Origin of the sequence: Mycobacterium pseudokansasii (genome assembly GCF_900566075.1) — a bacterium.
In the GTDB taxonomy this organism is placed as follows: Bacteria; Actinomycetota; Actinomycetes; order Mycobacteriales; family Mycobacteriaceae; genus Mycobacterium; species Mycobacterium pseudokansasii.
In genome coordinates, this window is sequence record NZ_UPHU01000001.1 from 4,610,933 (window position 1) to 4,636,478 (window position 25,546).

Consider the following 25,546-nt stretch of genomic DNA (forward strand, 5'->3'; position numbering starts at 1 on the left):
CTGCTTAACAGGGTTGGGGTGTCGGGTCGAAACTAGCGCACCGGCCCCACCGGAAATCTCCGGACCCGCGCCGACACCGCTGCTACCACGTTGACGTGGCAAAACGGCGTAGCATGGACCACCGCCCGGTCAGACCTGCGCTGCGATCGGAGACTGAGGATGTTTCAGGGATTTGACGCACTGCCCGAATCGCTGAGGACGGTTGCGCGATCACGGCCGCAGCACGTCCATCCCACGCCTAGTCCCACAGCGCAGGCGTTGGTTGATTGCGGTGTCTACGTCGACGGCCGGCGGATGCCCGGCAAGTACGCCTACACCGAAGCCGTGCGGGAAGTGCGCGAGCGGGAAGCGGGCGGCGAACAGGCCTTCGTGTGGATCGGGCTGCACGAGCCCAACCATCACCAGATGCAAGACGTCGCAGACGTTTTCGGGCTGCACCCGCTGGCGGTCGAGGACGCCGTGCACGCCCACCAGCGGCCCAAACTGGAGCGCTACGACGAGGCACTGGTCCTCGTGCTGAAGACCGTCAACTACGTCCCGCACGACTCGGTGGTGCTCGCCCGCGAGATCGTCGAAACCGGCGAGATCATGATCTTCGTCGGCGATGACTTCGTCATCACGGTCAGGCATGGGGAACACGGCGGACTGTCGGATGTGCGCAAGCGGATGGACGCCGATCCCCAACACCTGCGGCTGGGGCCGTACGCGGTGATGCACGCCATCGCCGACTACGTCGTCGACCATTACCTGGCGGTCACGTCGCTGATCGAAACCGACATCGACAGCATCGAGGAAGTTGCCTTCGCGCCCGGTAGCAAGCTGGACGTCGAACCGATCTACCTGCTCAAGCGCGAAGTGCTCGAGCTGCGCCGCTGCGTCAACCCGCTGTCGACCGCGTTCCAGCGAATGCAGACCGAGAACAAGGACCTGATCTCCAAGGAAGTCCGGCGTTACCTGCGCGACGTCGCCGACCACCAGACGGAGGCCGCTGAGCAGATCGCCAGCTACGACGACATGCTCAACTCGCTGGTGCAGGCAGCGCTGGCCCGGGTCGGCATGCAACAGAACTCCGACATGCGCAAGATCTCGGCTTGGGCCGGCATCATCGCGGTGCCGACCATGATCGCCGGCATCTACGGCATGAACTTCCACTTCATGCCGGAATTGGACTCGAGGTGGGGTTACCCGGCGGTGATCAGCAGCATGGTCGTCGTCTGCCTGGTCCTTTACCTCAGTTTCCGCAACCGGAACTGGCTCTGACGGGCGCCGAGTGTGCGTCGGCGGCATCGACTGTGCGTCCGTGGCGTCGAGTGTGCGTCCGCGGCGCCGAGTGTGCGTCCACGGCGGTGTGCTCGCGATTCCGCCGCCCTGGATGCACGTTGGACGCCAAGGACGCACACTCGATGCCCCGCAGCCAACCGGTGGGATCACTGGGCAGCGGGGACCGTCAGGTTGACCCCCGAGTCGGCGTCGAAGACGGCCAGCTTGGTGGTGTCGAAAGCCAACTCGAGCAGCTGCCCGATCGCCGCCTTCGATTCCGCGGAAACCCTTGCTGCAAACTGGTTTTCGCGCATTTCCCCCTGCGCCTCCAGCTCATCCAGCTGCGCCGAGTGGACGGCGGGCGCCGAGGTGGTGAAGTAGACGTATTTGTCCGCCCCCAACGATTCGACCAAGTCGACGCTGACCTGGAAGGTCAGCGCCTTGATGCGTTGGTAGGCATCGATGACCGCGGCGTCCTGAATGTGCTCGGGTCGCACGCCGACGATCACGTTCTCGGATTTCGCGCGGGCGGCAATCAGCTGCTGCACGTCCGGTGTCAGTGTCACCTCACCGAAGGGCACGGTCAGCCCGATCGACGTCAGAGTCGCGGGAAAGAAATTCATTGTCGGTGAGCCGATGAAGCCCGCCACGAAGACATTGGCCGGGTGCTCGTAAAGCTCTGTGGGAGTGCCAATCTGCTGTGCAACGCCGCCGTGCATCACCACCACCCGATCACCCAGCGTCATGGCTTCAGTCTGGTCATGGGTGACGTAGACGGTGGTGGTGCCCAGCCTCTTCTGCAACCGCGCTATCTCGCCGCGCATCTGCACCCGCAGTTTGGCGTCCAGATTAGACAGCGGCTCGTCCATCAGAAAAGCCTTGGGATGCCGCACGATCGCTCGGCCCATCGCGACCCGCTGACGCTGCCCGCCCGACAGCTGCGAGGGCTTGCGATCCAGAAGGTCGGTCAGGTCAAGGATTTTGGCCGTCTCGGAAACCTTCTGCGCGATGTCGGCCTTCTTCATCTTCGCCAGGGTCAACGGAAATGCGATATTCTGCCGCACGGTCATATGCGGATACAGCGCATACGACTGGAACACCATGGCGATATCGCGGTCTTTGGGCGCCTTCTCATTGACCCGTTGACCATCGATGCGCAGTTCTCCCGAGGAGATATCCTCAAGTCCGGCAATCATGTTCAGTGTGGTGGTCTTGCCGCAGCCGGACGGCCCGACCAGAATAAGGAATTCGCCGTCGGCGATGGTGAGGCAAAGGTCGTCTACCGCCATCGCGCCGTTGGGGTAATTCTTGCTGACGTGCTCGAGCACGATCTCGGCCATTGCGCTATCCCTTCACAGCCCCGGACGTCAAGCCGGCGACAATCCGTCGTTGGAAGACGAGAACGAAGACGATGATCGGAACCGTGATCACCATAGCTCCGGCCGCGATGGATCCCGTCGGCTCCTCGAACTGCGAACTGCCGGTGAAGTTGGCGATCGCCACCGGCGCGGTGATCGCCGCCTGGGTAGCGGTCAGCGACAGCGCGAGCAGCAGGTCGTTCCAGGCGAAGATGAACACCAGGATCGCGGCGGTCACCAGACCCGGAGCCGCCAGCGGCGCGATCACCTTGCGGAACGCCTGCCCCGGCGTCGCGCCGTCGATCTTGGCCGCCTTCTCCAGATCCCAGGGGACCTCCCGGAAGAAGGCCGATAGCGTGTAAATGGCAAGCGGCAGAGCGAAAGCGATATACGGCAGGATCAAACCCGGCCAGGTGTCGAACAGGCCGACAGCGCGCTCGATGTTGAACAGCGGCGTCACCAACGAAATTGCCGGGAACATGGTGATCAACAGGGTGGCGCCGATCAGCGCCCGCTTGCCCGGAAACTGCAGCCGGGCCACGGCATAGGCGGCCATCGCACCGAGCCCCACCGCAATCACGGTGGTGATCAACCCGATTCCGATGGAGTTGATCAGCGCCGAGCTGAAGAACTCGCCCCGGAATACGCCGCGATAGTTGTCCAGGGTCACCGACGCCGGAATTAGCTTGCCGTCCTTGACCGTTGACGTCGGTTTGAGTGACAAGCTGAAAATCCACAGCACCGGAAGCAGCGCGTACACCACGACCAAGGTGTCGACGACGGCCCAAAACACCGCGCGGCGGGCGCTCAATGACTCAGCGGCCATGCGTGTCACTCCCTGGAGCTGCAGCGCCGAAAAGCTTGATGAAAACAAGCGCGATGATCCCCACGCAACAGAAGATCAACACGCTGATCGCCGAGCCGAGACCGACGTTGAACCCCTTGAAGAGGTTGTCATAGCCCAGGATTGACACCGACTCGGTGTTGTTCTCGCCGGCGGTCAGCACATAGATGTTGTCGAAAATGCGGAAGGCATCCAGCGTCCGAAACAGCAGCGCCACCACCACCGCGGGCTTGATGATCGGCAGGATGACCTTGCTCAACCGTCGCCAGGCGCCGGCTCCGTCGACTTGCGCGGCCTTCACCAGATCCTCGGGCACCAGCGCCAGCCCGGCCAGCAGCAGCAGCGACATGAACGGCGTCGTCTTCCACACCTCGGCAATCACCACGACGCCCAGCGACGGGACCTGTTGGGTCAGTGGCGCACTACCGTGTGGCAGCAGGTTGGCCAGGTATCCGGTGCCCGGGGTCCAGGCGTAGTACCAGCTGTACGACGCGACCACCGTGACGATGCCGTACGGGATCAGCACCGCGGTGCGCACCACCCCGCGGCCGATCATGGTGCGGTGCATCACCAGCGCCAGCGCCAGGCCCAGCACGAACTCGAGCGTCACCGACACCACCGTGATCGCCAGCGTCACCGTCAGCGCCGTCCACCAATACCGGTCGGTCAGAATGGTTCGGTAGTTCTCCAATCCGATGAACGCCGTCTCGTTGGGGGTAGCCAGGTTGTTGCGCTGCAGGCTGAGCCACACCGCGTAACCGATCGGATAGGCCGTCACCACCAGCATCAACAGCGCCGCCGGTGCCACCAGGGTGAACGCCAGTCGCTGTTCGGCCCGGCGGTTCCCCGAGCGCACCATACCGGCCGTCACGGCAGCAGGCCCGTGCCGTCGACGGCCTTCTGCACCTGCACGGTGATCTCATCGGCGGTGCGTTCCGGGTCGATCTTGGTGACCGGACTCAGTGCCGCCGCCAGCCGCAGCGACACCGCCTGGTAGGCCGGCGTCGCCGGGCGCACGGCCGCGTCGGTGAGCTGCTGACGGATAATCTCGTACATCGGATACTTCGCCTGAAACTGCGGGTCGGAGTACAGCGACGACCGTACCGCGGGAAGACCGCCCTGGATCGAGACGTACTTCTGGTTCTGCAGGTTACGCAGGCATCGGACCGCTTCGAACGCCTCGGCCTTATGGCGGGTCGTGCTGGCCACGGCCAGGTTCAGCCCGCCGATCGTCACCTTGGCCGGCTGGCCCGGCAGGACGCCGGGATAGGGCGCGAAGCCGAGCACCTGCTGGCTGGCCTGATAGGCGATGCGGAACTGCTCGTCGCTGGGCACGAAGGTGCCGACGCTGTTGACGCTGCCGGCCAACTCGGGAAGGCGGTTGAGCGGCAGAAACGGCACCCCACCTTTGACCGCGTTCTCCAGCATGGAGGCGAACACGTACGGCCAGTTGACCTCCAGGGCCGCCTTGCCCTGTTCGAACGCCAGCCGGGCGGTGCCCTCCTCCGCGCGGCTGATCGACGGGTCGGCTCCGGGTGCGGTGGCCACCGATTTCAGGACCCGTAGCGCGGCGACGGTGGCGGCCCGATGAGCGGGCGTGTCGGTCAGGGTGACCCGTTTGCCGTCCTCGGCGAGCACCTGACCGCCGACGCTGGTCAGCACGGTGTTGAACCACACCACCAGACCCTCACCCTGGTTGGCCTGCGCCGCGATCCAACTCGGCTGGCCGGCCGCGCGCAATCGGGCCGCCTCGGCCAGCATGCCACTCCAATCCCCCGGCGGTTGCGGCACCAAATCCGGCCGATACCAAAGCAATTGGGTATTGGTTGTGACAGGTGCGGCGTACAGCCGGTGCTTCCAGGTGGCGGTCTTGATCGGACCCGGCAGTGTGTCGGAGGTGGCGTCGGCCTCGGTCAGCCCGGCGGGATCCTCCGACAGCGGCAACGCCCATCCGGCTTCGGCGAACTCGGCGGTCCAGACGACGTCCGTCGCCATCACGTCCAAGGTGTGGTCGTTTCCGGTCAGCCTCCGGGCCAGTTGTAACCGCTGCTGGTCGGGTGATCGAGGCAGGCTCACGTGCTCGATGACATATCGGCCGCCGGCCTGCTCGGTGCAGCGCTGCGCGACGGCGGTGAACGTCGCCCCGTCGGTGGCCGGGGTGTAGAAGCTGAGCACCACTCCTTGGCTGCCCGACCCGCACGCCGAGACCATGGATGCGACCGTCAGCGCCGCCAGCACGGCCGCGCCCGGCCGCCGTCCCACCGTCGCCACCGGCACCGGCGTCAGATCGCCAAACGCGCCAACAGATCGCGTGCCTTCTCCGCGTTTTGCGGATCGCAGAGTACGTCATACCGCCCGGCCACCAATTGCATGGTGGAGCTGAAATCCCGGGTACCGCGAGCCATCGCGTAGGGAACCGCGGAGGTGATCAGCCCGAAGAAAACCCCGGCCACCAAACCGGTGACCAGCGCGGCCCACGGGTTGGGGCTGAAGAAGCCGAGCACCAAACCGATAAACAAGCCCAGCCAAGCCCCGCTGAGCACACCGCCGCCGAGGACTTTCGGCCAGGTCAGCCGGCCCGTCACCCGCTCCACCTGCATCAGGTCGACGCCGACGATGGTCACCTGCTGAACCGGGAATTCCTGCTCCGACAGGTAGTCGACAGCGCGCTGCGCCTCGGCGTAGGTCGGATAGGACCCGACCGGCCAGCCTTTGGGCGGGGTGGGCAATCCGGGCACAACCCGTCGGCCAGCAGGCCCGGTGGGCGGTGTGGCACCGGGAACCTGTCCCGGCTGGAATGGGCTAGTCATCGGTCTTCATTCTCCTCTGCCCTGCTATGCCCTGGCCATCGTTTCATCTTCGGGACGTCCCCGCATTATCAGGACGACCGCGAACCGGTCCGCTCGCACCGGGCATTACCCATATTTCGCCCGGCGACGGCCGTGTCCGACAAAGACGTTTGCCGTCATTTCACGGGGCGCCCGGCCCCGCCAGCACACGGGCGTAGGCCCGGTCCCGTCGGCTAGGTTGATCACCATGGCAGCTTCCGGCGGCTCCCCCGACGAGGGTGCCCACGACGGCACGACCTCACCTCCCGCGGTCGGTGAGCAGAGCCCTGAGCAGCCCGGTTCCTCCATGTCCGGCGCGCCGTGGGCGGCCCCGGAAACATCGTCGCCGGCCGCCGACTACCCGCCCGCGTATCCGCCGCCCGGGTATCCGCCCGGCCCGCTTGGCCCGGCGGGGTATCCGTCCGATTACGCGCCCGCGTATCCGCCGCCCATTTCGCCGACCAACTATGCGCCGCCGGGATATTCGCCCTACGGCGCGCCGCCGGCAGATTACCCGGGGCCGTATCCCGCACCCATGGCATCGCCGTACGGCGGAGCGGCATACCCGCCGCCCTCCTACCCGGGCGGCAATTTCCCGCCGCCGGACTATACGGGCGGCTATTACTCCCCGCCGGGCCCGGCGGTGCCGGGCACCAACACGATGGCGATCGTCTCGCTGGTGTCATCGTTCGTGGGCGTGTTCTGCTGCATCGGCTCGATCGTGTCCATCGTGATGGGCACGATTGCGCTCAACCAGATCAAGCAAACCCGAGAAGACGGCTATGGCCTGGCGGTTGCCGGCATCGTGATCAGCGTCGCGACGCTGCTGGTCTATCTGATCGTCGCGATCTTCAGCATTCCTTCCCGTTAGCACCCGTTAGCACCCGTTAGCACCCGTTAGCACCCGTTAGCACCCATAGCACCCGTTAGCAACTGACATCGGGCTGCTTACGCTCTCAATCATGGGCTCGGTCAACAGGGTGTATGTGGCGCGGCTGTCGCGGATGATGGTGCTGGGTCCGCTCGGCGAATCCTTCGGCCGGGTTCGCGATGTCGTGATCAGCATCAGCATTGTCCGCCAGCAACCGCGTGTGCTGGGATTGGTGGTCGATCTCGCGACCCGCCGCAGCATCTTCATACCGATCCTGCGAGTCGCCGCGATCGAGCCGGACGCGGTGACGCTGACCACCGGCAACGTGTCGTTACGCCACTTCGAACAACGGCCGGGTGAGGTCCTGGCCATCGGCCAGGTACTCGACACGCCCGTCAAGGTCAACGACCCGGCCCTGCCGGAGCTGACCAACACCGACCTGGTGGTGACCGACCTGGGCATCGAGCAAACCCGAACCCGCGACTGGCTGGTGACCAGGGTCGCCGTCCGCACCCACCGACGGCTGGGGCGGCGCGGACCGGTACACATCGTGGACTGGCAATACGTACGCGGATTGACGCCGTCTGCCCTGGCCATGCCCGGTCAGGCTGTGGCACAACTGCTGGACCAGTTCGAAGGGCGGCGCCCGGTCGACGTCGCCGACGCCATCCGCGGCCTCCCGTCCAAACGCCGCTACGAGGTGTTTCGGGCGCTCGACAACGAACGGCTGGCCGACATCCTGCAGGAGCTGCCCGAATCGGATCAGGCCGAAGTTTTGTCCCAACTGGGGACCGATCGCGCTGCCGATGTGCTGGAGGAGATGGATCCCGATGACGCCGCCGACCTGCTCGGGGTGCTGAATCCGAACGATGCCGAGACGTTGCTGACCCGAATGGATCCCGACGACTCCAATTCGGTGCGACGGCTACTGAAGCACTCGCCCGACACCGCCGGCGGCTTGATGACCTCGAATCCGGTGGTCCTCACCCCGGACACGTCGGTTGCCGAAGCCCTGGCCCGGGTCCGCGATCCCGACCTGACCCCGGCGCTGTCGTCCATGGTGTTCGTGGCACGTCCACCGACGGCCACCCCAACCGGCCACTACCTGGGTTGCGTGCAACTGCAGCGACTGCTTCGCGAACCGCCGGCCGAACTGGTGGGCGGGATCGTCGACACCGACCTGCTGACCCTGACGCCGGACACCCCGCTGGCCGCGGTGACGCGCTACTTCGCCGCTTACAACCTGGTGTGCGGGCCGGTGGTCGACGATCAGAGCCACCTGCTGGGCGCGGTGACGGTCGACGACCTGCTCGACCATCTGCTGCCCCATGACTGGCGCGTGGACGTCCAGCAACTCGACCCCGCCGGCCGGCCCGCCAAATCCGGAGGAAACCTGTGAGCAAGCCCCCAACGCCGCGGCGGCTGTATACCCCGCGGACCTCGCGCAGGTTCACGCCGCGGCTGGACCCCGAGACCGTCGGGCAGACCACCGAACGCATCGCGAGGTTCTTCGGCACCGGCCGTTACCTGCTGCTGCAAACGCTGGCGGTGCTGACCTGGGTCGCGGTGAACCTGTTCGCAGCCCACTGGCGCTGGGATCCTTACCCCTTCATCCTGCTCAATCTGGCCTTTTCCACCCAGGCCGCCTACGCGGCGCCGCTGATCCTGCTGGCCCAGAATCGTCAGGAAAACCGTGACCGCGTCGCCCTGGAAGAGGACCGGCGGCGCGGCGCACAGACCAAGGCCGACACCGAATACCTGGCCCGGGAGCTGGCTGCCCTGCGGTTGGCCATCGGCGAGGTCCCGACGCGGGACTACCTGCGGCACGAACTGGAGAGCCTGCGTACTCTGATGGCCGATTTGCAGCCTGCCCGTCCGGATGCCGACCCGGCGCGGGCGACTGACGGGACGGAACGCCGAGCGAGGAAAACCCTGTGAGAACCAACACCCCCATTGCGCCACTCCCGTCACAAGAGTTATGTATGGTGATCTAGTTCACGAGGCTAAGAAGCATAGTTATTCGACGGCTCGCATAATTGAGGACGGTCGAGGTGCGCATAGGGGGCCGCTGGGGTGCTCACCCGGCCGTTACTGAAAGCGCCACCCAGTTGTGGGATTCGGTGCGTCAGCGGGTAGTGCGCCTCACGAAGTCACCGGTATTCGGCATCGCCATGATTACCCCCCTGGTGTTCGCCGGGGCGGTCAGCGGCGCGGCACCTGCATCCCACGGACGTACGCCACCGGTACGCACCGCCATCACGCCGGCGGCCGCGGTCGCTCCCTCCCCCCTCGTCGACCTGTCCGGACCGACCGTCATCGCCGTCCCGCGTCCGCCGACCAGCTTCCACGTCGCTGCGGCCACCACCTCGGCCCCACCGCCGCCCATGATCGTCAATTCGCCGGGAGCGCTTGGCATTCCAATCATGGCACTGACGGCCTATCGCAACGCCGAACAGAAGATGGCCGTTGCCGCGCCCGCCTGCGGTATCAGCTGGAACCTCCTGGCCGGGATCGGGCGGATCGAGTCGATGCACGCCAACGGCGGCGCCGTCGACTCACGCGGTACCGCCGTCAGCCCGATCTACGGCCCCGCCCTGGACGGCACGTTGCCCGGCAACGAGGTCATCATCCAAAGCATGATCGGCAACCGCGTCACCTACGCCCGCGCGATGGGCCCGATGCAGTTCCTGCCCGGCACCTGGGCTCGTTACGCCGTCGACGGCGACAACGACGGCGTACCCGATCCGCAGAACCTGTTCGACTCCACCCTGGCGGCCGCTCGCTACCTGTGCAGCGGCGGACTGAACTTGCGGGACCCCGCGCAGGTCATGGCCGCCATCCTGCGCTACAACAACTCGATGCCCTATGCCCAGAACGTGCTGGGCTGGGCGGCGGCGTACGCCACCGGCGTGGTGCCGGTCGACCTGCCGCCGATCACCGGGCCGCCGCCGCCGATCGGCGACGCGCACCTGGAGCATCCGGAGGGGCTGGGGCCCAACCTGCCGATGAACGTCAACGGCTTGGGCGCCTACGACCCTATGGGCCACATTCCGTTGATCGACTTCGGCCCGCCGCAGCCAGCCAACACGCCGCCGGCGCTGTGGCCCTGGCTGCAACAACCCACCGCACAGCCCCAGGCGCCGCAACCCGGGTGCACGCTGATCTGCATCACACCACAGAACCCGGCCGAGGCAGGTCCGCCCGGAGGTCCTCCGGTGCCGTTCGGGGGCATCGTGATCGCACCGCCGGCTGCGCCCGCCGCTCCCCCGCCACCCGAGTTGCCGCCCCCCGGCGACCCCGGCCAACCGGCGCCACCGGCTGCCCCGGCACCGGCCAGCCCCGCACCCAACGGCTCGGCGTCGCCGAAACCGGCCGGGCCCTCGCATGCCCCGGCGCCCACCACGCCCGTGCCGGGCGGGCCGGTGCTCACTCCGGTGAGCTGACGGTCGACCGCCCGGTGGGCCGGAGCCGCCGCCGCATAAACTCGGCGTGATGTCCCAAACTCAAGACGACGCCGACCTGACCGCCGCAGTCCGCGCTGCGCTGGCGAAAGTGATCGACCCGGAATTACGGCGACCCATCACCGAACTCGGAATGGTCAAGGGTATCGACGTCAGCCCGCAGGGCGAGGTCCATGTCGGTATCTACCTGACCACCGCGGCCTGCCCGAAGAAGTCGGAAATCACCGAGCGCGTCGCCCGGGCGGTGTCCGACGTTCCCGGCACCGGAGCCGTCCGGGTCAGCCTGGACGTCATGAGCGACGAGCAGCGCACCGAGTTGCGCAAACAGCTGCGCGGTGACGCGCGGGAGCCGGTCATCCCGTTCGCCCAGCCCAGCTCCTTGACCCGGGTCTATGCCGTCGCCTCCGGCAAGGGCGGCGTCGGCAAGTCCACCGTCACGGTCAACCTCGCCGCGGCGATGGCCGCCCGTGGGCTGTCGGTCGGCGTACTCGATGCCGACATTCACGGCCATTCCATTCCCCGGATGATGGGTACCACCGACCGGCCCACGCAGGTGGAGTCGATGATCCTACCGCCCATTGCGCACGAGGTGCGGGTCATCTCGATCGCGCAATTCACCGAGGGCAACGCGCCGGTGGTGTGGCGCGGGCCGATGCTGCACCGGGCGCTGCAGCAGTTCCTGGCCGACGTGTTCTGGGGCGATCTGGACGTGCTGCTGCTCGACCTGCCGCCCGGGACCGGCGACGTCGCCATTTCGGTGGCTCAGCTGATTCCCAACGCCGAGATCCTGGTGGTGACCACGCCGCAGCTGGCCGCCGCCGAAGTGGCCGAACGGGCCGGCAGCATCGCCCTGCAGACCCGCCAGCGGATCGTCGGCGTCGTCGAAAACATGTCCGGGCTCACCCTGCCGGACGGCAGCACGCTGCAGGTATTCGGCCAGGGCGGAGGTCAGCAGGTGGCTGAGCGGCTGACCCGTGCGGTCGGCGCCGAGGTGCCGCTGCTGGGTCGGATCCCGCTGGACCCCGCGCTGGTGGCCGCCGGTGACTCGGGCGTGCCGCTGGTCTTGAGTGCGCCGGACTCGGCGGTGGGTAAGGAGTTGCTCCACATCGCCGAGGGTTTGACCGCACGCCGCCGCGGGCTGGCCGGCATGTCGCTGGGACTCGACCCGACCCGGCGCTGAGCGGCTGTTCAGGTCGCGTCGGAATCGAACGGAGGACGTGCGGGCTCGTCGGGAACGGGCCGTTCAGCACCGGGCGACGGGGGGGCCGGCTGCGCCGGCGTCGCGGCGGCCGGCTGGTCGAAGTTGCCGGTGAAGAGGGAATCGTCGCCGTCGAGCAGGTGCTTGGTCAGCGCCGCGCGGGGCGTCATGCCCCGCAGCTTCTGCAGCTCGCTGATGTGCCCGCGAAGGTCGTCGAATTCAGGCCCCATGTCCTCGCGTAGCTGATTGGTCACGCCGCTGAGGTATTCCCGAGCCTGACGCAGCGCACCCGCAGTCCAGCGGATCGCACCGGGGAGCCGTTCCGGGCCAAGCACCACCAGCCCGACCACCACGAGTACGAGCATCTCCCCCCAGCCGACGTTGGCGAACATCAGGTCGGACGGTGATGACCCGCTGCGCCCGGCTGCGCCGCGCTTGCGATCATCATGAGCTGGTATCGGGTTCGGGCTTGACCGTCAGCGTGACGTGGCGACCCTCGCGGACCACCTCCACCGGCGCGTCCTGCCCGATGGTCAGCTGCCGCACGGCGACGACGAACTCATCGGAGTCGGCCACCTTACGGTCGCCAATCTTGACGATCACATCGTTTTCCAGAATTCCGCCCTTCTGAGCGGGGCTTCCGGCCTTCACGTTGGCCACCTGCGCACCCGATGCGATCGCGTTGCTCACCGAACGGGTGCTGATACCCAGCGTCGGGTGGACGATCTTTCCGTCCTTGATCAGCGTTTGGGCGACCACCTTCATCTCGTTGACCGGAATGGCGAAGCCCAGTCCGCTCGCGCTGTCCGAGAGCGACTTACCGGCGGTATTGATGCCGATCACCTGCGAATCCATGTCGATCAGCGGACCGCCGGAATTGCCGTGGTTGATCGAGGCGTCGGTCTGCAGGGCATCGATCACCGTATCGGTGTCGGAACCCTCACCTGACAACGGGACGGGGCGGTGCAGCGCGCTGATGATCCCGTGCGTCACGGTGCTGCGCAGTCCCAGCGGCGCTCCGGCGGCCAGCACCTCGTCGCCGACCCGGACCTTGTTGGAATCACCGAGCCGGGCCACGGTCAGGTTGTCGACGTTGTCGACCTTCAGGACGGCCAGGTCAGTCTTGGGGTCGCGGCCCACCAGGTTGGCGGGTACCTCCTTGCCGTCGTTGAACACCACGGTCGTCTTGAACTGGCTGGGGTTGTTGGCGGCTTCGGAGATCACGTGGTTGTTGGTGACGATGTAGCCGCGACCGTCGATGATGACACCGGAACCCTGCATGCCCTCCTGGTCGCTCTTGGACTCGATGGTCACGACCGAGTCGGCGACCGCCGCGGCCACCTTGGTGAACCGGCCGGCCGGCTCCTCGGCGTTGCCGCTGGTCGCCAAGGTCACCTTCGACGTCGTGAACGCCTCGACGACTTCGGCGGTCTTGCGACCGATCACGCCGCCGATCACCCCGATCACCAGCGCCAAGACGGCCAGGACAACCAGCGCCAGATAGGACACCTTGCCGCCGAACAGCACATCGCGCACGCCAAGCTTGCCCCGCTGGCCCAGCGCGCTGTGTGGTGACGGTGGGGTCAGTGCCGGGGTTCCCAGCGCGGCCGCCGCTGCGGGATCGCGCCACGGATCATCAGGCTCGTCCTGTTGGCCGTCCTTTTCCGCCGCCAGCGCCCCGGCGTCGATGGGATGGCGTTGCAGCGAGTCGACGCCGCCGGGTGGCCGGCTGAAGGCTTCCTCCAGCACCGGATCGGGCGGTTGCTCGTGTGTCCGGAACTCGGCCTGGTCCTGATACTTCGGCGGACGCACCCGCTCCGCCACAAACGAACCCTGCACCCCCGATGGTCGCCCGAACGCTTGACGCGACGCGGAATCGACCGGTGGCCGAAAGACGGGACGCGGCGCCAGGCGGGGGCCGCCGTCCCCGACACCGGTACTGCCACTGTTTTTGCCTTGGTCGGAGGTCACGTGATCCTCTTCTGGTTCTCTGCTGAGCGTTGGCGACACGGACCACGACGGCCCGCCCTACCGGACGCGGCGTTATCGGTGTCCACCCTAGTATCCGCGACGTTGCTGATGGCTGAAGCCAGCAGCCGGCCGGCATTCATTCGGGGTGCAGCCAACCAAGCTAGCGACGCTTCCGCTGGCCACGGACATCGCGCTGAGCGAAGGGACCCGGCAGCGGCGTTGCGTCGTCGGACGGCTGATGCGGGATTTCGGACAGCAACCCGAGCAGCGTGCTGGGGATGCGGATCGGGCGCGAGTCGCGTAGCGCGGCACGAGCGCGGCTGTGGTCGTCTACTTCGGCGGCGCACTGCGGGCACAGCGACAGGTGATGCGCCGCGCGCAAATGGGCGTTCATTGTCAGCTCACCGTCGACAAACGCGGCAATGGCCTCGATGGAGAGGTGTTCGGTGGACCGGAACCGGCGCGGCGCGCCGACCGGGGCATCACTCTGGGAAGCGAACTGGGTGGGCAGCCAGGAGAACGCGCGCCGAAACACATGTCCCCGGTCGGCCATCACCAGCTCCTTCCCAGCGCATTAGAGCAATTTCCAGGCTTTGGCGAGCCTTTTCCCACTTGGGTATTTCGAATGTAGCGCGGCTCGGTGCCGGATAACCATCATCAGCGAGTAAAACCCGAGGATTTGGGACCGGTTGGCAACCATGCGGTAGCCAAACCGATGGTTGGCTGCTGGCGCGTGTCTTAACCGCCTGTCCTGGCCGGTCGTGCGTAAGCCTCGCCGTGTTCAGGATGAGCGGCAAGATAGTCGCGCAACGCCTGGCGTCCGCGGTGGATCCGACTCCGCACGGTGCCGAGCTTGACACCGAGGGTGGCGCCAATCTCCTCGTAGGACAAACCCTCGATATCGCACAACACGACTGCGGCACGGAACTCCGGCGGCAGTGAATCGAGGGCGGCCTGCAAATCGGGCCCCAGACGTGCGTCGTGATAGATCTGCTCGGGGTTGGGGTCGTCGGCAGGCACCCGGTCGTAATCCTCGGGCAACGCCTCCATGCGGATGCGGGTCCGGCGGCGGACCATGTCGAGAAACAGGTTGGTGGTGATGCGGTGCAACCAGCCCTCGAACGTCCCCGGCTGGTAGTTCTGGACCGACCGGAAAACCCTGATGAACGTTTCTTGCGTCAGGTCCTCGGCATCGTGCTGATTGCCGGAAAGCCGATAGGCCAGTCGGTACACCCGGTCGGCGTGCTGACGTACCAACTCGTCCCACGACGGCATCGTGGCCTTGTCCCCGGTCGCGTCGAATACCGCAGTACCCAGCAACCCGTCGGACGGTTCGACCCACTCGTCGTCGCGGAACTGTCGGGGGTGAGACATGGTTGTCGTGCTCAAAGTGGCGATGTCGTGTCCCTCCGGAATTCCCTTGCCATCAAGCGTTGGCAGCTCGTCTCCGGCAACGCGAAGTTGCCACTCGGTATTCCCCGCCCAGCGTCCGCCTCGTTCCATACCGATACCGTCGCGTACCGGCGTGTGGGCGGTATATGAGCAAACTGAGCTTTAGCTGAGAAACCATTCCGTTACCTGGATTTTCCTGGGCTTTTCGGTGACGTGGTGACCTTGATCGCGCGACGCATCCCGGGCGTGTCCGCGAGCGCCACACGCCGTGGCCAGGGCCCGGCCATCGGGCGCGCCTGCCTGACGGCGCCGCCGATCCGACATACGCTGCCGACATGGACGGCACCGCTGACAGCTCGGTCGCCCCCGGCCCGCAGGCCCCCAGTCGAGCCGACCTGATGTCTGCGCACGCCGAGGGGTCGATATCCGAAGACGCGATCCTGACCAGCGCCCGTGAGCGGGCCATGGACATCGGCGCCGGAGCGGTGACTCCCGCGGTCGGCGCCCTGCTGAGCCTGCTGGCCAGACTCAGCGGCGGCAAGGCGGTCGCCGAAGTGGGTACCGGAGCGGGTGTCAGCGGACTGTGGTTGCTGTCCGGCATGAGCGCCGACGGCGTGCTGACCACGATCGATATCGAGCCCGAGCACCTGCGACTCGCCAAGCAGGCCTTCCATGAGGCGGGAATCGGACCGTCGCGCACCAGACTGATCGGCGGGCGTGCCCAAGAGGTGCTGACCCGACTCGCCGACGAAGCCTATGACCTGGTATTCGTCGACGCCGACCCGGTCGACCAACCGGACTACGTGGTCGAGGGTGTGCGGTTGCTGCGACCCGGCGGGGTCATCGTGGTGCACCGGGCAGCGCTGGGCGGACGGGCCGGTGATCCGGCGGCACGCGACGCCGAGGTGACCGCGGTCCGGGAGGCGGCCCGACTGATCGCCGAGGACGAACGGCTCACTCCGGCGCTGGTGCCGCTGGGTGATGGTGTGCTGGCCGCCGTCCGGGATTAAAGCCCAAGCTCGGGTGTCCCCCGCCGCCCCCGCCAGACCCGGTGCTGCACTGCTCAGGCCGATAATCCAGCGAGGCGCACCGACCAACGGTCAGGGGCACATGAGGGAAACCGCGGCAGACAAACGTTGCCAGGTCAAGTGGGCCCTCGGCATAGACCCCTGGCTGACCTGATACCTGGTGGTATTCGTGGCAGGTGTTCCTGTGCCAGCCGGCCGCCAGGTCTCGAACCCGAAAATCAACTGGGTCTCCCGGGCACCAGGTGCCGTGGCAGACCGGGTCACACCGACTTCGGCATGCGCAGTTTCAGCTCCCGGCCCCAGGGCGGCGAGCCACGAAGTAGCGACCGTGCCGAAGCCCGAAATCAGAGCACCAAGGTCGGGGCATCTCGTCGGCTCAACGCCCTCATGCGCCGACAGCCAGCCCGATGATCAGCGCTAATACGGTTTCGAAGCCGGAAGATCACGGATCGAACTGCCGCACAAGCCGGTCGGCAGACAAGGCGCTGCCGCGTCGGCGGCCTCGCCGAACCGAACCGAGGCCCGCAGACGGGCCGCCTCCTTGACTTTGTACTGAACAGTCGTTTAATCTACTGAACATGCGTTCAGTCGACTTGACTGCGGCGGCCCGCATCAGGGATGCGGCGATCGAGCAGTTTGGTCAGCACGGTTTCGGCGTTGGACTGCGAACCATCGCCGAAGCCGCGGAAGTGAGCGCCGCCCTGGTCATCCACCACTTCGGCTCCAAGGAGGGTCTGCGCAAGGCCTGCGACGACTACGTCGCCGAAGAGATCCGCAGCGAAAAGTCGACGGCGATGCAGTCCAACGACCCGGCCACCTGGCTCGGCCAGCTCGCCCAAGTCGAGTCCTACGCGCCGCTGATGGCCTACCTGGTGCGCAGCATGCAATCGGGCGGTGAATTGGCGATGACGTTGTGGCAGAAGATGATCGACAATACCGAAGACTACCTCGAGGAGGGAGTGCGCGCCGGCACCGTCAAACCCAGCCGCGACCCGCAGGCCAGGGCCAAATACCTGGCCATCACCGGGGGCGGCGGCTTTCTGTTGTACCTGCAAATGCATGCAACCCCAACCGATCTGCGTGCCGTACTCCGTGACTACACGCGCGACATGGTGCTGCCGGCGCTGGAGGTCTACACCGAGGGCCTGCTGGCTGATCGCTCCATGTACGAGGCCTTCCTGGCCGAAGAGAAGCAAGGAGAATCCGATGTCCAGTGACAACGTCTCGGCCCTCATCGATATTCGGGGCCTGATCAAGAACTTCGGGGTGGTGCGTGCGCTCGACGGCCTTGATCTCACGGTGCACGAAGGCGAGGTGCACGGCTTTCTCGGACCCAATGGCGCCGGGAAGTCGACCACCATCCGGATTCTGTTAGGCCTGGCGAAGGCTGACGGCGGCAGTGCGCGGCTGCTGGGTCGTGACCCCTGGGCGGACGCGGTTGAGTTGCACCGCCAAATTGCCTATGTTCCAGGCGATGTCACGTTGTGGCCAACGTTGACCGGTGGCGAGACGATCGAACTGCTGGCTCGGATGCGGGGCGGTATCGACGAGAGGCTTCGTGCGGACTTGATCGAGCGCTTCGAATTCGATCCGCGCAAGAAGGTACGCACCTATTCGAAAGGCAACCGCCAGAAGGTGTCCCTGATTTCGGCATTTTCGTCACGGGCCAGGCTGCTGCTGCTGGACGAACCCTCCAGCGGGTTGGACCCGTTGATGGAGAACGTCTTTCAGCAATGTGTCAAGGAAGCACGCGGCCGTGGGGTCACCATCCTGCTCTCCAGCCATATTCTGGCCGAAACGGAAGCCCTGTGCGAACGGGTCACCATCATTCAGGCCGGCAAGACCGTCGAGAGCGGCTCATTGGAATCCATGCGCCACCTCAGTCGAACCTCGATCAAGGCCGAAATGATCGGCGACCCCGGCGATCTCACCAGGATCAAGGGCGTCGAAGACGTCACCGTCGAGGGCACCACAGTGCGCGCCCAGGTCGACAGCGAAAGCCTGGGTGAACTGGTCCGGGTGCTCGGCGACGCCGGGGTGCGCAGTCTGGTCAGCCAACCACCTTCGCTCGAGGAACTGTTCCTGCGCCACTACAGCGTCGGCCCGCACGTTGGCGAACGCACCCAGGAGGTACCGTCGACATGAGCACCGCAACGCTGAATCGCCCACGCCCCGAACCACAGTCGGCTCCGAACGACTCGGCTTTCACCGGCACGCTCGGATTGCTCCGGCTCTACCTACGGCGCGACCGCGTGGTGTTGCCGCTGTGGGTGTTGCTGCTCTCGGTGCCGCTGGCCACCGTGTACGTGAGCAGTATCGAGAAGGTCTACCCCGCCCAGCAAGATCGCGCGGGGTTCGTGGCCTCGATCGCGGCCAGCCCGGCCCAACGAGCGCTCTACGGTCAGGTCTACAACGACAGTCTCGGCGCCGTCGGCATCTGGAAAGCCGGAATGTTTCACACCCTCATCGCGGTGGCGGTCATCCTCACCGTGATCCGCCACACCCGGGCCGATGAGGAGACCGGCCGTGCCGAGCTGATCGAGTCCACCGCCGTCGGCCGTTACGCGAGCCTCACTGCGGCACTGCTGTTGTCGTTTTCGGCGTCGATCGCTACCGGTGCCATCGGTGCGGCGGGGCTGCTCGCCACCAACGTGGCGCCGTCCGGGTCGGTGGCCTTCGGTGCGGCGCTGGCGGGCTCCGGATTGGTGTTCACGGCCGTGGCCGCCGTGGCCGCGCAGCTGTCGCCCAGCGCCCGAGTGACCCGCGGTGTCGCGTTCGGCGTGCTCGGCACGGTGTTCGCGCTACGGGCCGTCGGAGACGCCGGATCGGGCGCGCTGTCCTGGTTTTCCCCGCTGGGGTGGTCGCTTCAGGTCAGGCCCTATGCGGGGGATCGCTGGTGGGTGCTGCTACTGCATCTGGCGACGGCCGCCGCGCTGACCGTGGCGGCCTATCGGCTGCTCGCCGGCCGCGACGTCGGCGCCGGGCTCATCGCCGAACGCGGCGGCCCCGCCACCGCCGCGCCCTGGCTGGGCAACGTCTTCGGGCTGGCGTGGCGGCTTGACCGCGGCGCGGTGCTGGTCTGGACCGTGGGACTGGTGCTTTATGGCCTGTTGATCGGCAGCGTAGTGCACGGCATCGGACAGGAGTTGGGCAGTGGCACCGCGGTACGAGACATCGTCGCGCGGTTGGGCGGCACCAGCGTGCTGGAGCAAGCCTTTATCGCGGTGGGCTTCACCATGCTGGGCATGATCTCCGCCGCGTTCGCCGTCTCGGTGTCGCTACGCCTGCACCAGGAGGAACTCGCGCAGCGCGCCGAGACCCTGCTCGCCGGATCGGTGTCCCGGATTCGTCTACTGTCAAGCCATTTGGTGATCGCGCTGGCCGCGCCCGCGGCGGCGATACTGCTCGGCGGCGTGGTCACCGGCCTCACCTACGGCGCCGCCGCCAGCGACCTCGGCGGCAAGCTGACCACCGCTGTCGCCACCGCAGCGGTCCAGCTGCCGGGCGTCTGGCTGCTGTCCGCGGTGACCATCGCATTGTTCGGTGTGGCACCGCGGTTCACCCCGGTGGCGTGGGGCGTGCTGGTCGGCTTCGTCGCGTTGTACCTGCTTGGATCGTTGTCGGGATTCCCGCAGTGGGTGCTGGATTTGGAACCTTTCGCACACACTCCGCGAGTTGGCGGCAGCGAGTTCACCGCCGAGCCGCTGCTATGGCTGCTGGCTATAGATGCGGGATTGGTCACACTGGGCGCCATGGCTTTTCAACGGCGTGACATGCGGAATTAGCCAAGAGCATCGGGAGAGGATATGAAAACTGGTCTGCGGGCCGTTATCTCGGGGCTGGCCGGCCTGGTCGTATTCGGATTCGTGCTGTTTTACCCTGCGGGCACGTTCGACTATTGGCAGGCATGGGTTTTCATCGCCGTATTCACGGTTGCCACGATCGTGCCCAGCATCTACCTGGCGCGGACAAACCCGGCCGCACTGCAGCGGCGCATGCACGCGGGACCGCGCGCGGAAACCAGAACGGCCCAGAAATTCATCATCATGGGCGCGTTCGTCGGCGTCTTTGCCATCATGGTGCTCAGCGTGCTCGACCACCGATTCGGTTGGTCGGCAGTGCCGGTGGCGGTATGCGTGGTCGGCGACCTACTCGTCGCGACCGGACTCGGAATCGCCATGCTGGTGATCGTCCAGAACAGTTACGCCGCGGCGACGGTGACGGTGGAGGCGGGCCAGAAGGTAGTGTCCAGCGGTTTCTACCGGTTCGTGCGGCACCCGATGTACGTCGGGAACGTGATCTTGATGGTGGGCATGCCGCTTGCGCTCGGCTCCTATTGGGGGCTACTGGGTGTCATCCCTGGGTTGCTTGTCCTCGTTTTCCGCATTCTGGACGAGGAGAAGGCTCTCGCCGTGGAACTGGATGGATATCGCGACTACATGCAGCGGGTGCGCTACCGGTTGCTACCCCACGTCTGGTAGCAAGTCGGATCGGAGCGGACGAAATCCGGTCACTGCCAAGCCGGCACGTTCTAAGGTAACGGCGTGGCCAGAGATCCGGCACCCGCCCTGGACCGGCCGTGGCGACGGCCGGGCGCTCTTCGGTACGCACTCAGCCGGATTCGCGGAATCGTCAAACCCCCGGTCACCGTTACCGATCCCCCGGCCGACGTCGTCGTCGAGCGTGACGTCGACGTCATCACCCGCGACGGGACCGTATTGCGGGTCAACGTTTTCCGGCGATCCGGCGGGGCCGCCCGGCCGGTCATCGTCAGCATCCATCCCTACGGCAAGGACGATCTGCCGACCAGGCGCCGCAAGCGCTGGACCGTCCCCCGGCCATACCGGGTACTGCGCCAACCCAAGGCGGTGACATTCTCCGCCCTGACCGGTTGGGAGGCGCCGGACCCGGTCTGGTGGACCGCACACGGGTTCACCGTCGTCAATGCCGACTCGCGCGGCTGCGGTCGCTCTAACGGCACGGGGAGGCTACTCTCCGCCCAGGAAGCCGAAGACACCTACGACCTGGTGCAGTGGGTGGCCGAGCAGCCCTGGAGTGACGGCCGGGTGGTCATGCTCGGAGTGTCCTACCTGGCCATCAGCCAGTACGCCGTCGCCGCTCTGCAGCCACCGGCACTGCGGGCCATCTGCCCGTGGGAGGGCTTCACCGATGCCTACCGTGACCTGGCGTTTCCCGGCGGAATTCGCGAGGTCGGCTTCACCCGGTTTTGGTCACGCAGCGTGCGCCGTACCCGGCAGGCCTACGACCTCGAGCAGATGCAGGCCGATCATCCGTTGCGTGACGAGGAATGGCGCGCAATCGTTCCCGATCTATCTGCGATCACGGTGCCGATGTTGGTCTGCGGCAGCTTCTCCGACAGCAACCTGCACAGTCGCGGTTCGATCCGGGCGTTCACCGATGGCGGCTCCAGCCACGCCCGGCTTTATACGCATCGCGGTGGGAAGTGGGAGACGTTCTACTCCGAGTCCGCGCTGGCTGAACAGCTCGAGTTCTTCCGCCACGTGCTCGACGGCGCACCCACGTCGCGCAGCGTTCGCCTCGAGGTCCGCGAGGATCGCGACACCATCGCCGCGGTGCGCGAGGAGTCCGAATGGCCCCTCGCCCGCACCCGTTGGCGGCCAATGTATCTTGCCGCCGCGGGAATGCTGACGGCCGCAAGGCCGCCGAAAGCCGGCAGCATATCCTTCGAAACACATTCGCGCGCAGCATCTTTCAACTGGACAACACCGACCGACATCGAACTGACCGGGCCCATGGCGGCCCGGCTCTGGGTCCAGCTGGACGGCGGCCAAGACGCGAACCTGTTCGTCGGCGTGGAGAAGTGGTGTGACGGGCGGTTCGTCGGATTCGAGGGGTCCTACGGCTGGGGCCGCGATCGTGTCACCACCGGCTGGCAGCGGGTCTCGCTACGCGAACTGGACCCTGAAGCCTCCCGGCCCTGGCAGCCGGTCCCGGCGTGCGTCCGGGCGCATCCGACTACCCCGGGCGAGGTGGTCGCCGTTGATGTCGCCCTCGGTCCGTCGGCGACGTTGTTTCGTGCCGGAGACCAACTGCGCCTGGTGATCGCCGGTCGATGGTTATCCCCGCGCAACCCGCTCACGGGTCAATTCCCGGCTGCCTATCCTGACCCGCCGCGCAGTCGAATCACGCTGCGCTGGGGCCCCCGCTACGACGCCCACCTGCTGATCCCAGAAATCCCCTGACCCGGTCACAACCGGGCAAGCCGGCACACCCGGCTGGCAACGCAGGCTGTGCAGCGGCGACGATCTGGCGCAATCGCCGGACGGTCATGCCGGGTGTGATGAACGCGGCTGCACGAGCGTGATCGGACGCTGCCCGGCGGTGACTGACCACTCACCGGTGTCGTTCGACACCTTTCAGATCCAGACGCCTTTGCCCACCGCGACCACCCCGCCGGCGCTGACCGCGAACCTTTCCCGGTCTCGGTCCAGGTCCACTCCCACCATCTCGCCAGGCCCCACGACGACGTTCTTGTCCAGGATCGCGTGGCGTACCACCGCGCCACGGCCCACCCGGGTGCCGGGCATGATCACACTGCCCTCCACGATGGCGCCGTCGTCGACAACGACATTGGACGACAACACCGAGTTGCGCACCGAGGCCGCCGAAATGATGCTGCCGGCACCGACCACCGACTCCTGCGCCGATCCTCCGTTGACAAATTTCGCCGGCGCCAGGTTCTCCGACTCACCCCGGATGGGCCAGCGCCGGTTGTACAGGTTGAACACCGGGTGCACCGACACCAGATCCATGTGGGCGTCGTAGAACGCATCCAGCGTCCCGACGTCACGCCAGTAAGCCCGGTCGCGGTCGGTGGCACCCGGCACGTCGTTGTCGGAAAAGTCGTATACCGCTGCCATCCCGTCCTCCACCAGCCTCGGGATGATGTCCCCGCCCATGTCGTGATCCGAGTGATCGTCATCGGCGTCGGCGCGAATTGCGTCGATCAGCACCTTGGTGGTGAACACGTAGTTGCCCATCGAAACGAACGTGCTGGTGGGGTCATCGGGGGTGGCGGGCGGATCCAGCGGCTTCTCGAGGAAGCTGCGGATGCATCCAGAGTCGTCGGCGTCAATGCAGCCGAACGCGCTGGCACCGGCACGCGGAACCCGGATGCCGGCCACCGTTGCGCCGGCACCGCTGTCGATGTGGAACCGGACCATCTGTTCCGGGTCCATCCGGTACACGTGATCGGCGCCGAAAACCACCAGGTAGTCGGGATCTTCGTCGTAGATGAGATTGAGCGACTGGTAGATCGCGTCGGCGGAGCCGGTGTACCAGCGCGGACCCAGACGCTGCTGCGCCGGCACCGGGGTGATGTACTCACCGGCCAAACCCGACAACCGCCAGTTCTGCGAAATGTGACGGTCCAGCGAATGTGACTTGTATTGGGTGAGAACGCAGATCCTGAGGTATCGGGCGTTGACGAGATTGGAAAGCACGAAATCGATCAAACGGTAGGCGCCGCCGAAGGGAACCGCGGGTTTGGCCCGGTCCGCCGTCAACGGGTAAAGCCGCTTGCCCTCACCGCCGGCCAAAACGACGCCCAGCACGTGTGGCGCTTCCCTCATGGCCTCAAACCTATCGGCACCCGCGAACCGCTGCCAGGGGCATCCCCGTATAGCCGCCGTTGTGACGGGCTGCTGGCCAAGGTAATTGGCCGGTCCGTCGGCTCCTCAACTGCCCGCAATGCGGGCCGCCTCGTCGCCGACACCACCCACTCGTCCGGCTCCTCAACTGCCCGCAATGCGGGCCGCCTCGTCGCCGACACCACCCACTCGTCCGGCTCCTCAACTGCCCGCAATGCGGGCCGCCTCGTCGCCGAACTACGGTGCTGCGTATGCGGGTAGCGATGATGACTCGGGAATACCCACCGGAGGTCTACGGCGGAGCCGGGGTACATGTCACCGAGCTGGTATCCCAACTGCGGCGTTTGTGTGCGGTCGACGTGCACTGCATGGGCGCACCTCGTCCGGGGGCCATCACTCATCAGCCCGACCCGCGGCTGCGCAACGCCAACACCGCACTGTCAACCCTGTCCGCTGACCTGGTGATGGCCAACGCCGCGAGCGGGGCCACCGTGGTGCATTCACACACCTGGTACACCGGCCTGGCGGGCCATCTGGCCGCGCTGCTCTACGACATCCCGCATGTGTTGACCGCGCACTCGCTGGAGCCGATGCGGCCCTGGAAAGCCGAGCAGCTAGGTGGCGGCTATCAGGTCTCGTCCTGGGTGGAAAACACCGCCGTGCTGGCCGCAGACGCCGTCATCGCCGTCAGCGCGGGCATGCGTGACGACCTGCTGCGCATCTATCCGACGCTGGACCCCGCTGTGGTGCACGTGATCCGCAACGGGATCGACACCGACGTGTGGTATCCGGCCGGCCCCGTGCGCACCGGTTCGGTACTGACCGAGCTCGGAGTTGATCCAAGCCGGCCGATAGTGGCGTTCGTCGGCCGGATCACCCGGCAAAAAGGGGTTCCGCATTTGCTGGCGGCGGCACACCAGTTCAGCCCGGATATTCAGGTGGTGCTGTGCGCGGGTGCTCCCGACACTCCCGGGATAGCCGATGAGGTCAGGTCCGCGGTGGCCCAACTGGCCCGTACCCGCACCGGCGTGTTCTGGGTCCGTGACATCCTTCCGATCGGGAAACTGCGCGAAATACTTTCTGCTGCAATGGTTTTCGTATGCGCTTCGGTATACGAGCCGTTGGGCATCGTCAACCTGGAGGCAATGGCCTGCGCTACCGCGGTAGTGGCCTCCGACGTTGGGGGGGTACCTGAGGTGGTCGCCGACGGGGTCACCGGTTCCCTGGTGCATTACGACCCTGACGACCCGAGCGGTTACGAGGCCAGGTTGGCCGAAGCGGTCAATACTCTCGTCGCCGACCCTGCCACAGCGAAGCGCTACGGCCAGGCCGGACGTCAGCGCTGCATCGAGGAGTTCTCCTGGGCGCACATTGCCGGGCAGACGCTGGACATCTACCGGAAGGTCTGCCAGTGACACACCACCCGCCCCGGAGCTGATTTAGCTGGTAACGCTCTTGAGTTCGTCACCGAGTGCCGCAGCCTCGTCGGGCGTCAGCTCCACGACGAGACGGCCGCCACCCTCGAGTGGTACCCGCATCACGATGCCGCGCCCCTCTTTGGTTGCTTCCAGAGGACCGTCGCCGGTCCGGGGCTTCATCGCCGCCATCGAGTGCTCCCTCCAGATTCGAGCTGGCCCGCCCTTGCGGACCTGGTCGGCGCCGAGCATGCCCCGTAAGTGGATTCCCAGCCGTACCCGACATTGA

The 25,546-nt window shown here is 66.4% G+C and carries 24 protein-coding genes; 13 read left to right on the top strand and 11 right to left on the bottom strand.

The annotated features are described in order from the left end of the window. Nucleotides 1-159 precede the first annotated feature (159 nt). The gene (gene corA, locus EET10_RS20695) at nucleotides 160-1,260 is read left to right on the top strand and encodes a magnesium/cobalt transporter CorA (RefSeq protein ID WP_036400499.1); all 1,101 of its coding nucleotides are present in this window, start codon (nucleotides 160-162) and stop codon (nucleotides 1,258-1,260) included. A 167-nt stretch (nucleotides 1,261-1,427) separates the two neighbouring features. Here corA and EET10_RS20700 read toward each other — a convergent pair whose 3' ends face one another. From EET10_RS20700 to EET10_RS20720, 5 genes are all read right to left on the bottom strand, one after another. After that, nucleotides 1,428-2,600, bottom strand: coding sequence for an ABC transporter ATP-binding protein (locus EET10_RS20700; RefSeq protein WP_063467426.1), 1,173 nt, complete (start codon nucleotides 2,598-2,600; stop codon nucleotides 1,428-1,430). Between the two features lie 4 nt (nucleotides 2,601-2,604). Further along, complete coding sequence (locus EET10_RS20705; protein WP_099188494.1) at nucleotides 2,605-3,429, bottom strand: carbohydrate ABC transporter permease; 825 nt, start codon at nucleotides 3,427-3,429, stop codon at nucleotides 2,605-2,607. Nucleotides 3,430-3,433: 4 nt separating this feature from the next. Further along, nucleotides 3,434-4,321, bottom strand: a complete 888-nt coding sequence (locus tag EET10_RS20710) for a carbohydrate ABC transporter permease (RefSeq protein WP_036400777.1) — start codon at nucleotides 4,319-4,321, stop codon at nucleotides 3,434-3,436. Between the two features lie 8 nt (nucleotides 4,322-4,329). Next, nucleotides 4,330-5,673 (bottom strand): extracellular solute-binding protein, encoded by a 1,344-nt coding sequence (locus tag EET10_RS20715; protein WP_081260617.1) that lies wholly within the window; start codon nucleotides 5,671-5,673, stop codon nucleotides 4,330-4,332. A 71-nt stretch (nucleotides 5,674-5,744) separates the two neighbouring features. After that, nucleotides 5,745-6,272 (bottom strand): general stress protein, encoded by a 528-nt coding sequence (locus tag EET10_RS20720; protein ID WP_023366448.1) that lies wholly within the window; start codon nucleotides 6,270-6,272, stop codon nucleotides 5,745-5,747. Between the two features lie 226 nt (nucleotides 6,273-6,498). On the opposite strand from EET10_RS20720, the gene EET10_RS20725 reads away from it, so the two are divergent. From EET10_RS20725 to EET10_RS20745, 5 genes are all read left to right on the top strand, one after another. Next, nucleotides 6,499-7,161, top strand: a complete 663-nt coding sequence (locus EET10_RS20725) for a DUF4190 domain-containing protein (protein ID WP_122502835.1) — start codon at nucleotides 6,499-6,501, stop codon at nucleotides 7,159-7,161. A 91-nt stretch (nucleotides 7,162-7,252) separates the two neighbouring features. Beyond that, complete coding sequence (locus EET10_RS20730; RefSeq protein ID WP_122502448.1) at nucleotides 7,253-8,560, top strand: magnesium transporter MgtE N-terminal domain-containing protein; 1,308 nt, start codon at nucleotides 7,253-7,255, stop codon at nucleotides 8,558-8,560. Next, nucleotides 8,557-9,099, top strand: a complete 543-nt coding sequence (locus tag EET10_RS20735; protein ID WP_122502449.1) for a DUF1003 domain-containing protein — start codon at nucleotides 8,557-8,559, stop codon at nucleotides 9,097-9,099. The genes EET10_RS20730 and EET10_RS20735 overlap by 4 nt, the downstream gene beginning before the upstream one ends. A 113-nt stretch (nucleotides 9,100-9,212) precedes the next feature. Beyond that, nucleotides 9,213-10,604 (top strand): lytic transglycosylase domain-containing protein, encoded by a 1,392-nt coding sequence (locus tag EET10_RS20740; RefSeq protein WP_122502450.1) that lies wholly within the window; start codon nucleotides 9,213-9,215, stop codon nucleotides 10,602-10,604. Nucleotides 10,605-10,653: 49 nt separating this feature from the next. Beyond that, nucleotides 10,654-11,802 (top strand): Mrp/NBP35 family ATP-binding protein, encoded by a 1,149-nt coding sequence (locus tag EET10_RS20745; RefSeq protein WP_036400781.1) that lies wholly within the window; start codon nucleotides 10,654-10,656, stop codon nucleotides 11,800-11,802. A gap of 8 nt (nucleotides 11,803-11,810) precedes the next feature. Here the strand turns inward: EET10_RS20745 and tatB are convergent, their stop codons facing one another. The 4 genes from tatB to sigE all read right to left on the bottom strand — a co-directional run bounded on the left by tatB (nucleotide 11,811) and on the right by sigE (nucleotide 15,294). After that, on the bottom strand, nucleotides 11,811-12,212 hold the full coding sequence (tatB, locus tag EET10_RS20750; RefSeq protein ID WP_122502451.1) for a Sec-independent protein translocase protein TatB: 402 nt from the start codon (nucleotides 12,210-12,212) through the stop codon (nucleotides 11,811-11,813). Between the two features lie 52 nt (nucleotides 12,213-12,264). Next, nucleotides 12,265-13,791 (bottom strand): serine protease HtrA, encoded by a 1,527-nt coding sequence (htrA, locus tag EET10_RS20755; protein WP_036400513.1) that lies wholly within the window; start codon nucleotides 13,789-13,791, stop codon nucleotides 12,265-12,267. A 160-nt stretch (nucleotides 13,792-13,951) separates the two neighbouring features. After that, on the bottom strand, nucleotides 13,952-14,344 hold the full coding sequence (gene rseA, locus EET10_RS20760; RefSeq protein WP_036400515.1) for an anti-sigma E factor RseA: 393 nt from the start codon (nucleotides 14,342-14,344) through the stop codon (nucleotides 13,952-13,954). Between the two features lie 185 nt (nucleotides 14,345-14,529). Continuing rightward, a complete protein-coding gene (gene sigE / locus EET10_RS20765) occupies nucleotides 14,530-15,294 on the bottom strand; it encodes an RNA polymerase sigma factor SigE (protein WP_036400518.1) in 765 nt (254 codons plus the stop codon). Nucleotides 15,295-15,518: 224 nt separating this feature from the next. On the opposite strand from sigE, the gene EET10_RS20770 reads away from it, so the two are divergent. The 6 genes from EET10_RS20770 to EET10_RS20800 all read left to right on the top strand — a co-directional run bounded on the left by EET10_RS20770 (nucleotide 15,519) and on the right by EET10_RS20800 (nucleotide 22,435). Then, nucleotides 15,519-16,193 (top strand): O-methyltransferase, encoded by a 675-nt coding sequence (locus tag EET10_RS20770; RefSeq protein ID WP_063467432.1) that lies wholly within the window; start codon nucleotides 15,519-15,521, stop codon nucleotides 16,191-16,193. Nucleotides 16,194-16,789: 596 nt separating this feature from the next. After that, complete coding sequence (locus tag EET10_RS20780) at nucleotides 16,790-17,428, top strand: TetR/AcrR family transcriptional regulator (protein ID WP_122502452.1); 639 nt, start codon at nucleotides 16,790-16,792, stop codon at nucleotides 17,426-17,428. Beyond that, a complete protein-coding gene (locus EET10_RS20785) occupies nucleotides 17,418-18,356 on the top strand; it encodes an ABC transporter ATP-binding protein (RefSeq protein ID WP_122502453.1) in 939 nt (312 codons plus the stop codon). The genes EET10_RS20780 and EET10_RS20785 overlap by 11 nt, the downstream gene beginning before the upstream one ends. Further along, complete coding sequence (locus tag EET10_RS20790; RefSeq protein WP_122502454.1) at nucleotides 18,353-19,996, top strand: ABC transporter permease; 1,644 nt, start codon at nucleotides 18,353-18,355, stop codon at nucleotides 19,994-19,996. Before EET10_RS20785 ends, EET10_RS20790 begins: the two co-directional genes overlap by 4 nt. Before the next feature lie 21 nt (nucleotides 19,997-20,017). Further along, a complete protein-coding gene (locus EET10_RS20795) occupies nucleotides 20,018-20,692 on the top strand; it encodes a methyltransferase family protein (RefSeq protein WP_122502455.1) in 675 nt (224 codons plus the stop codon). A 63-nt stretch (nucleotides 20,693-20,755) separates the two neighbouring features. Then, a complete protein-coding gene (locus EET10_RS20800) occupies nucleotides 20,756-22,435 on the top strand; it encodes a CocE/NonD family hydrolase (protein ID WP_122502456.1) in 1,680 nt (559 codons plus the stop codon). 174 nt (nucleotides 22,436-22,609) lie between these two features. On the opposite strand, the gene glgC is transcribed toward EET10_RS20800, so the two are convergent. Then, complete coding sequence (gene glgC / locus EET10_RS20805) at nucleotides 22,610-23,824, bottom strand: glucose-1-phosphate adenylyltransferase (RefSeq protein ID WP_023366483.1); 1,215 nt, start codon at nucleotides 23,822-23,824, stop codon at nucleotides 22,610-22,612. 269 nt (nucleotides 23,825-24,093) lie between these two features. Here glgC and glgA point away from each other — a divergent pair, with 269 nt between their 5' ends. Continuing rightward, on the top strand, nucleotides 24,094-25,257 hold the full coding sequence (gene glgA / locus EET10_RS20810) for a glycogen synthase (RefSeq protein WP_036400525.1): 1,164 nt from the start codon (nucleotides 24,094-24,096) through the stop codon (nucleotides 25,255-25,257). 24 nt (nucleotides 25,258-25,281) lie between these two features. Here glgA and EET10_RS20815 read toward each other — a convergent pair whose 3' ends face one another. Continuing rightward, nucleotides 25,282-25,449, bottom strand: coding sequence for a DUF3117 domain-containing protein (locus EET10_RS20815; RefSeq protein ID WP_011211259.1), 168 nt, complete (start codon nucleotides 25,447-25,449; stop codon nucleotides 25,282-25,284). Between the last annotated feature and the right edge of the window lie 97 nt (nucleotides 25,450-25,546).

Excerpts from the sequence above, each read along its gene's own strand:
- corA (WP_036400499.1), top strand. The coding sequence starts at position 160 with ATGTTTCAGGGATTTGACGCACTGCCCGAATCGCTGAGGACGGTTGCG.
- EET10_RS20730 (WP_122502448.1), top strand. The coding sequence starts at position 7,253 with ATGGGCTCGGTCAACAGGGTGTATGTGGCGCGGCTGTCGCGGATGATG.
- EET10_RS20815 (WP_011211259.1), bottom strand. The coding sequence starts at position 25,449 with ATGGCGGCGATGAAGCCCCGGACCGGCGACGGTCCTCTGGAAGCAACC.
- EET10_RS20780 (WP_122502452.1), top strand. The coding sequence starts at position 16,790 with ATGCGTTCAGTCGACTTGACTGCGGCGGCCCGCATCAGGGATGCGGCG.
- EET10_RS20745 (WP_036400781.1), top strand. The coding sequence starts at position 10,654 with ATGTCCCAAACTCAAGACGACGCCGACCTGACCGCCGCAGTCCGCGCT.
- EET10_RS20720 (WP_023366448.1), bottom strand. The coding sequence starts at position 6,272 with ATGACTAGCCCATTCCAGCCGGGACAGGTTCCCGGTGCCACACCGCCC.
- tatB (WP_122502451.1), bottom strand. The coding sequence starts at position 12,212 with ATGTTCGCCAACGTCGGCTGGGGGGAGATGCTCGTACTCGTGGTGGTC.
- EET10_RS20785 (WP_122502453.1), top strand. The coding sequence starts at position 17,418 with ATGTCCAGTGACAACGTCTCGGCCCTCATCGATATTCGGGGCCTGATC.
- EET10_RS20770 (WP_063467432.1), top strand. The coding sequence starts at position 15,519 with ATGGACGGCACCGCTGACAGCTCGGTCGCCCCCGGCCCGCAGGCCCCC.
- EET10_RS20790 (WP_122502454.1), top strand. The coding sequence starts at position 18,353 with ATGAGCACCGCAACGCTGAATCGCCCACGCCCCGAACCACAGTCGGCT.
- EET10_RS20710 (WP_036400777.1), bottom strand. The coding sequence starts at position 4,321 with ATGGTGCGCTCGGGGAACCGCCGGGCCGAACAGCGACTGGCGTTCACC.
- glgA (WP_036400525.1), top strand. The coding sequence starts at position 24,094 with ATGCGGGTAGCGATGATGACTCGGGAATACCCACCGGAGGTCTACGGC.
- rseA (WP_036400515.1), bottom strand. The coding sequence starts at position 14,344 with ATGGCCGACCGGGGACATGTGTTTCGGCGCGCGTTCTCCTGGCTGCCC.
- EET10_RS20795 (WP_122502455.1), top strand. The coding sequence starts at position 20,018 with ATGAAAACTGGTCTGCGGGCCGTTATCTCGGGGCTGGCCGGCCTGGTC.
- EET10_RS20725 (WP_122502835.1), top strand. The coding sequence starts at position 6,499 with ATGGCAGCTTCCGGCGGCTCCCCCGACGAGGGTGCCCACGACGGCACG.
- EET10_RS20700 (WP_063467426.1), bottom strand. The coding sequence starts at position 2,600 with ATGGCCGAGATCGTGCTCGAGCACGTCAGCAAGAATTACCCCAACGGC.
- glgC (WP_023366483.1), bottom strand. The coding sequence starts at position 23,824 with ATGAGGGAAGCGCCACACGTGCTGGGCGTCGTTTTGGCCGGCGGTGAG.
- EET10_RS20715 (WP_081260617.1), bottom strand. The coding sequence starts at position 5,673 with ATGGTCTCGGCGTGCGGGTCGGGCAGCCAAGGAGTGGTGCTCAGCTTC.
- sigE (WP_036400518.1), bottom strand. The coding sequence starts at position 15,294 with ATGGAACGAGGCGGACGCTGGGCGGGGAATACCGAGTGGCAACTTCGC.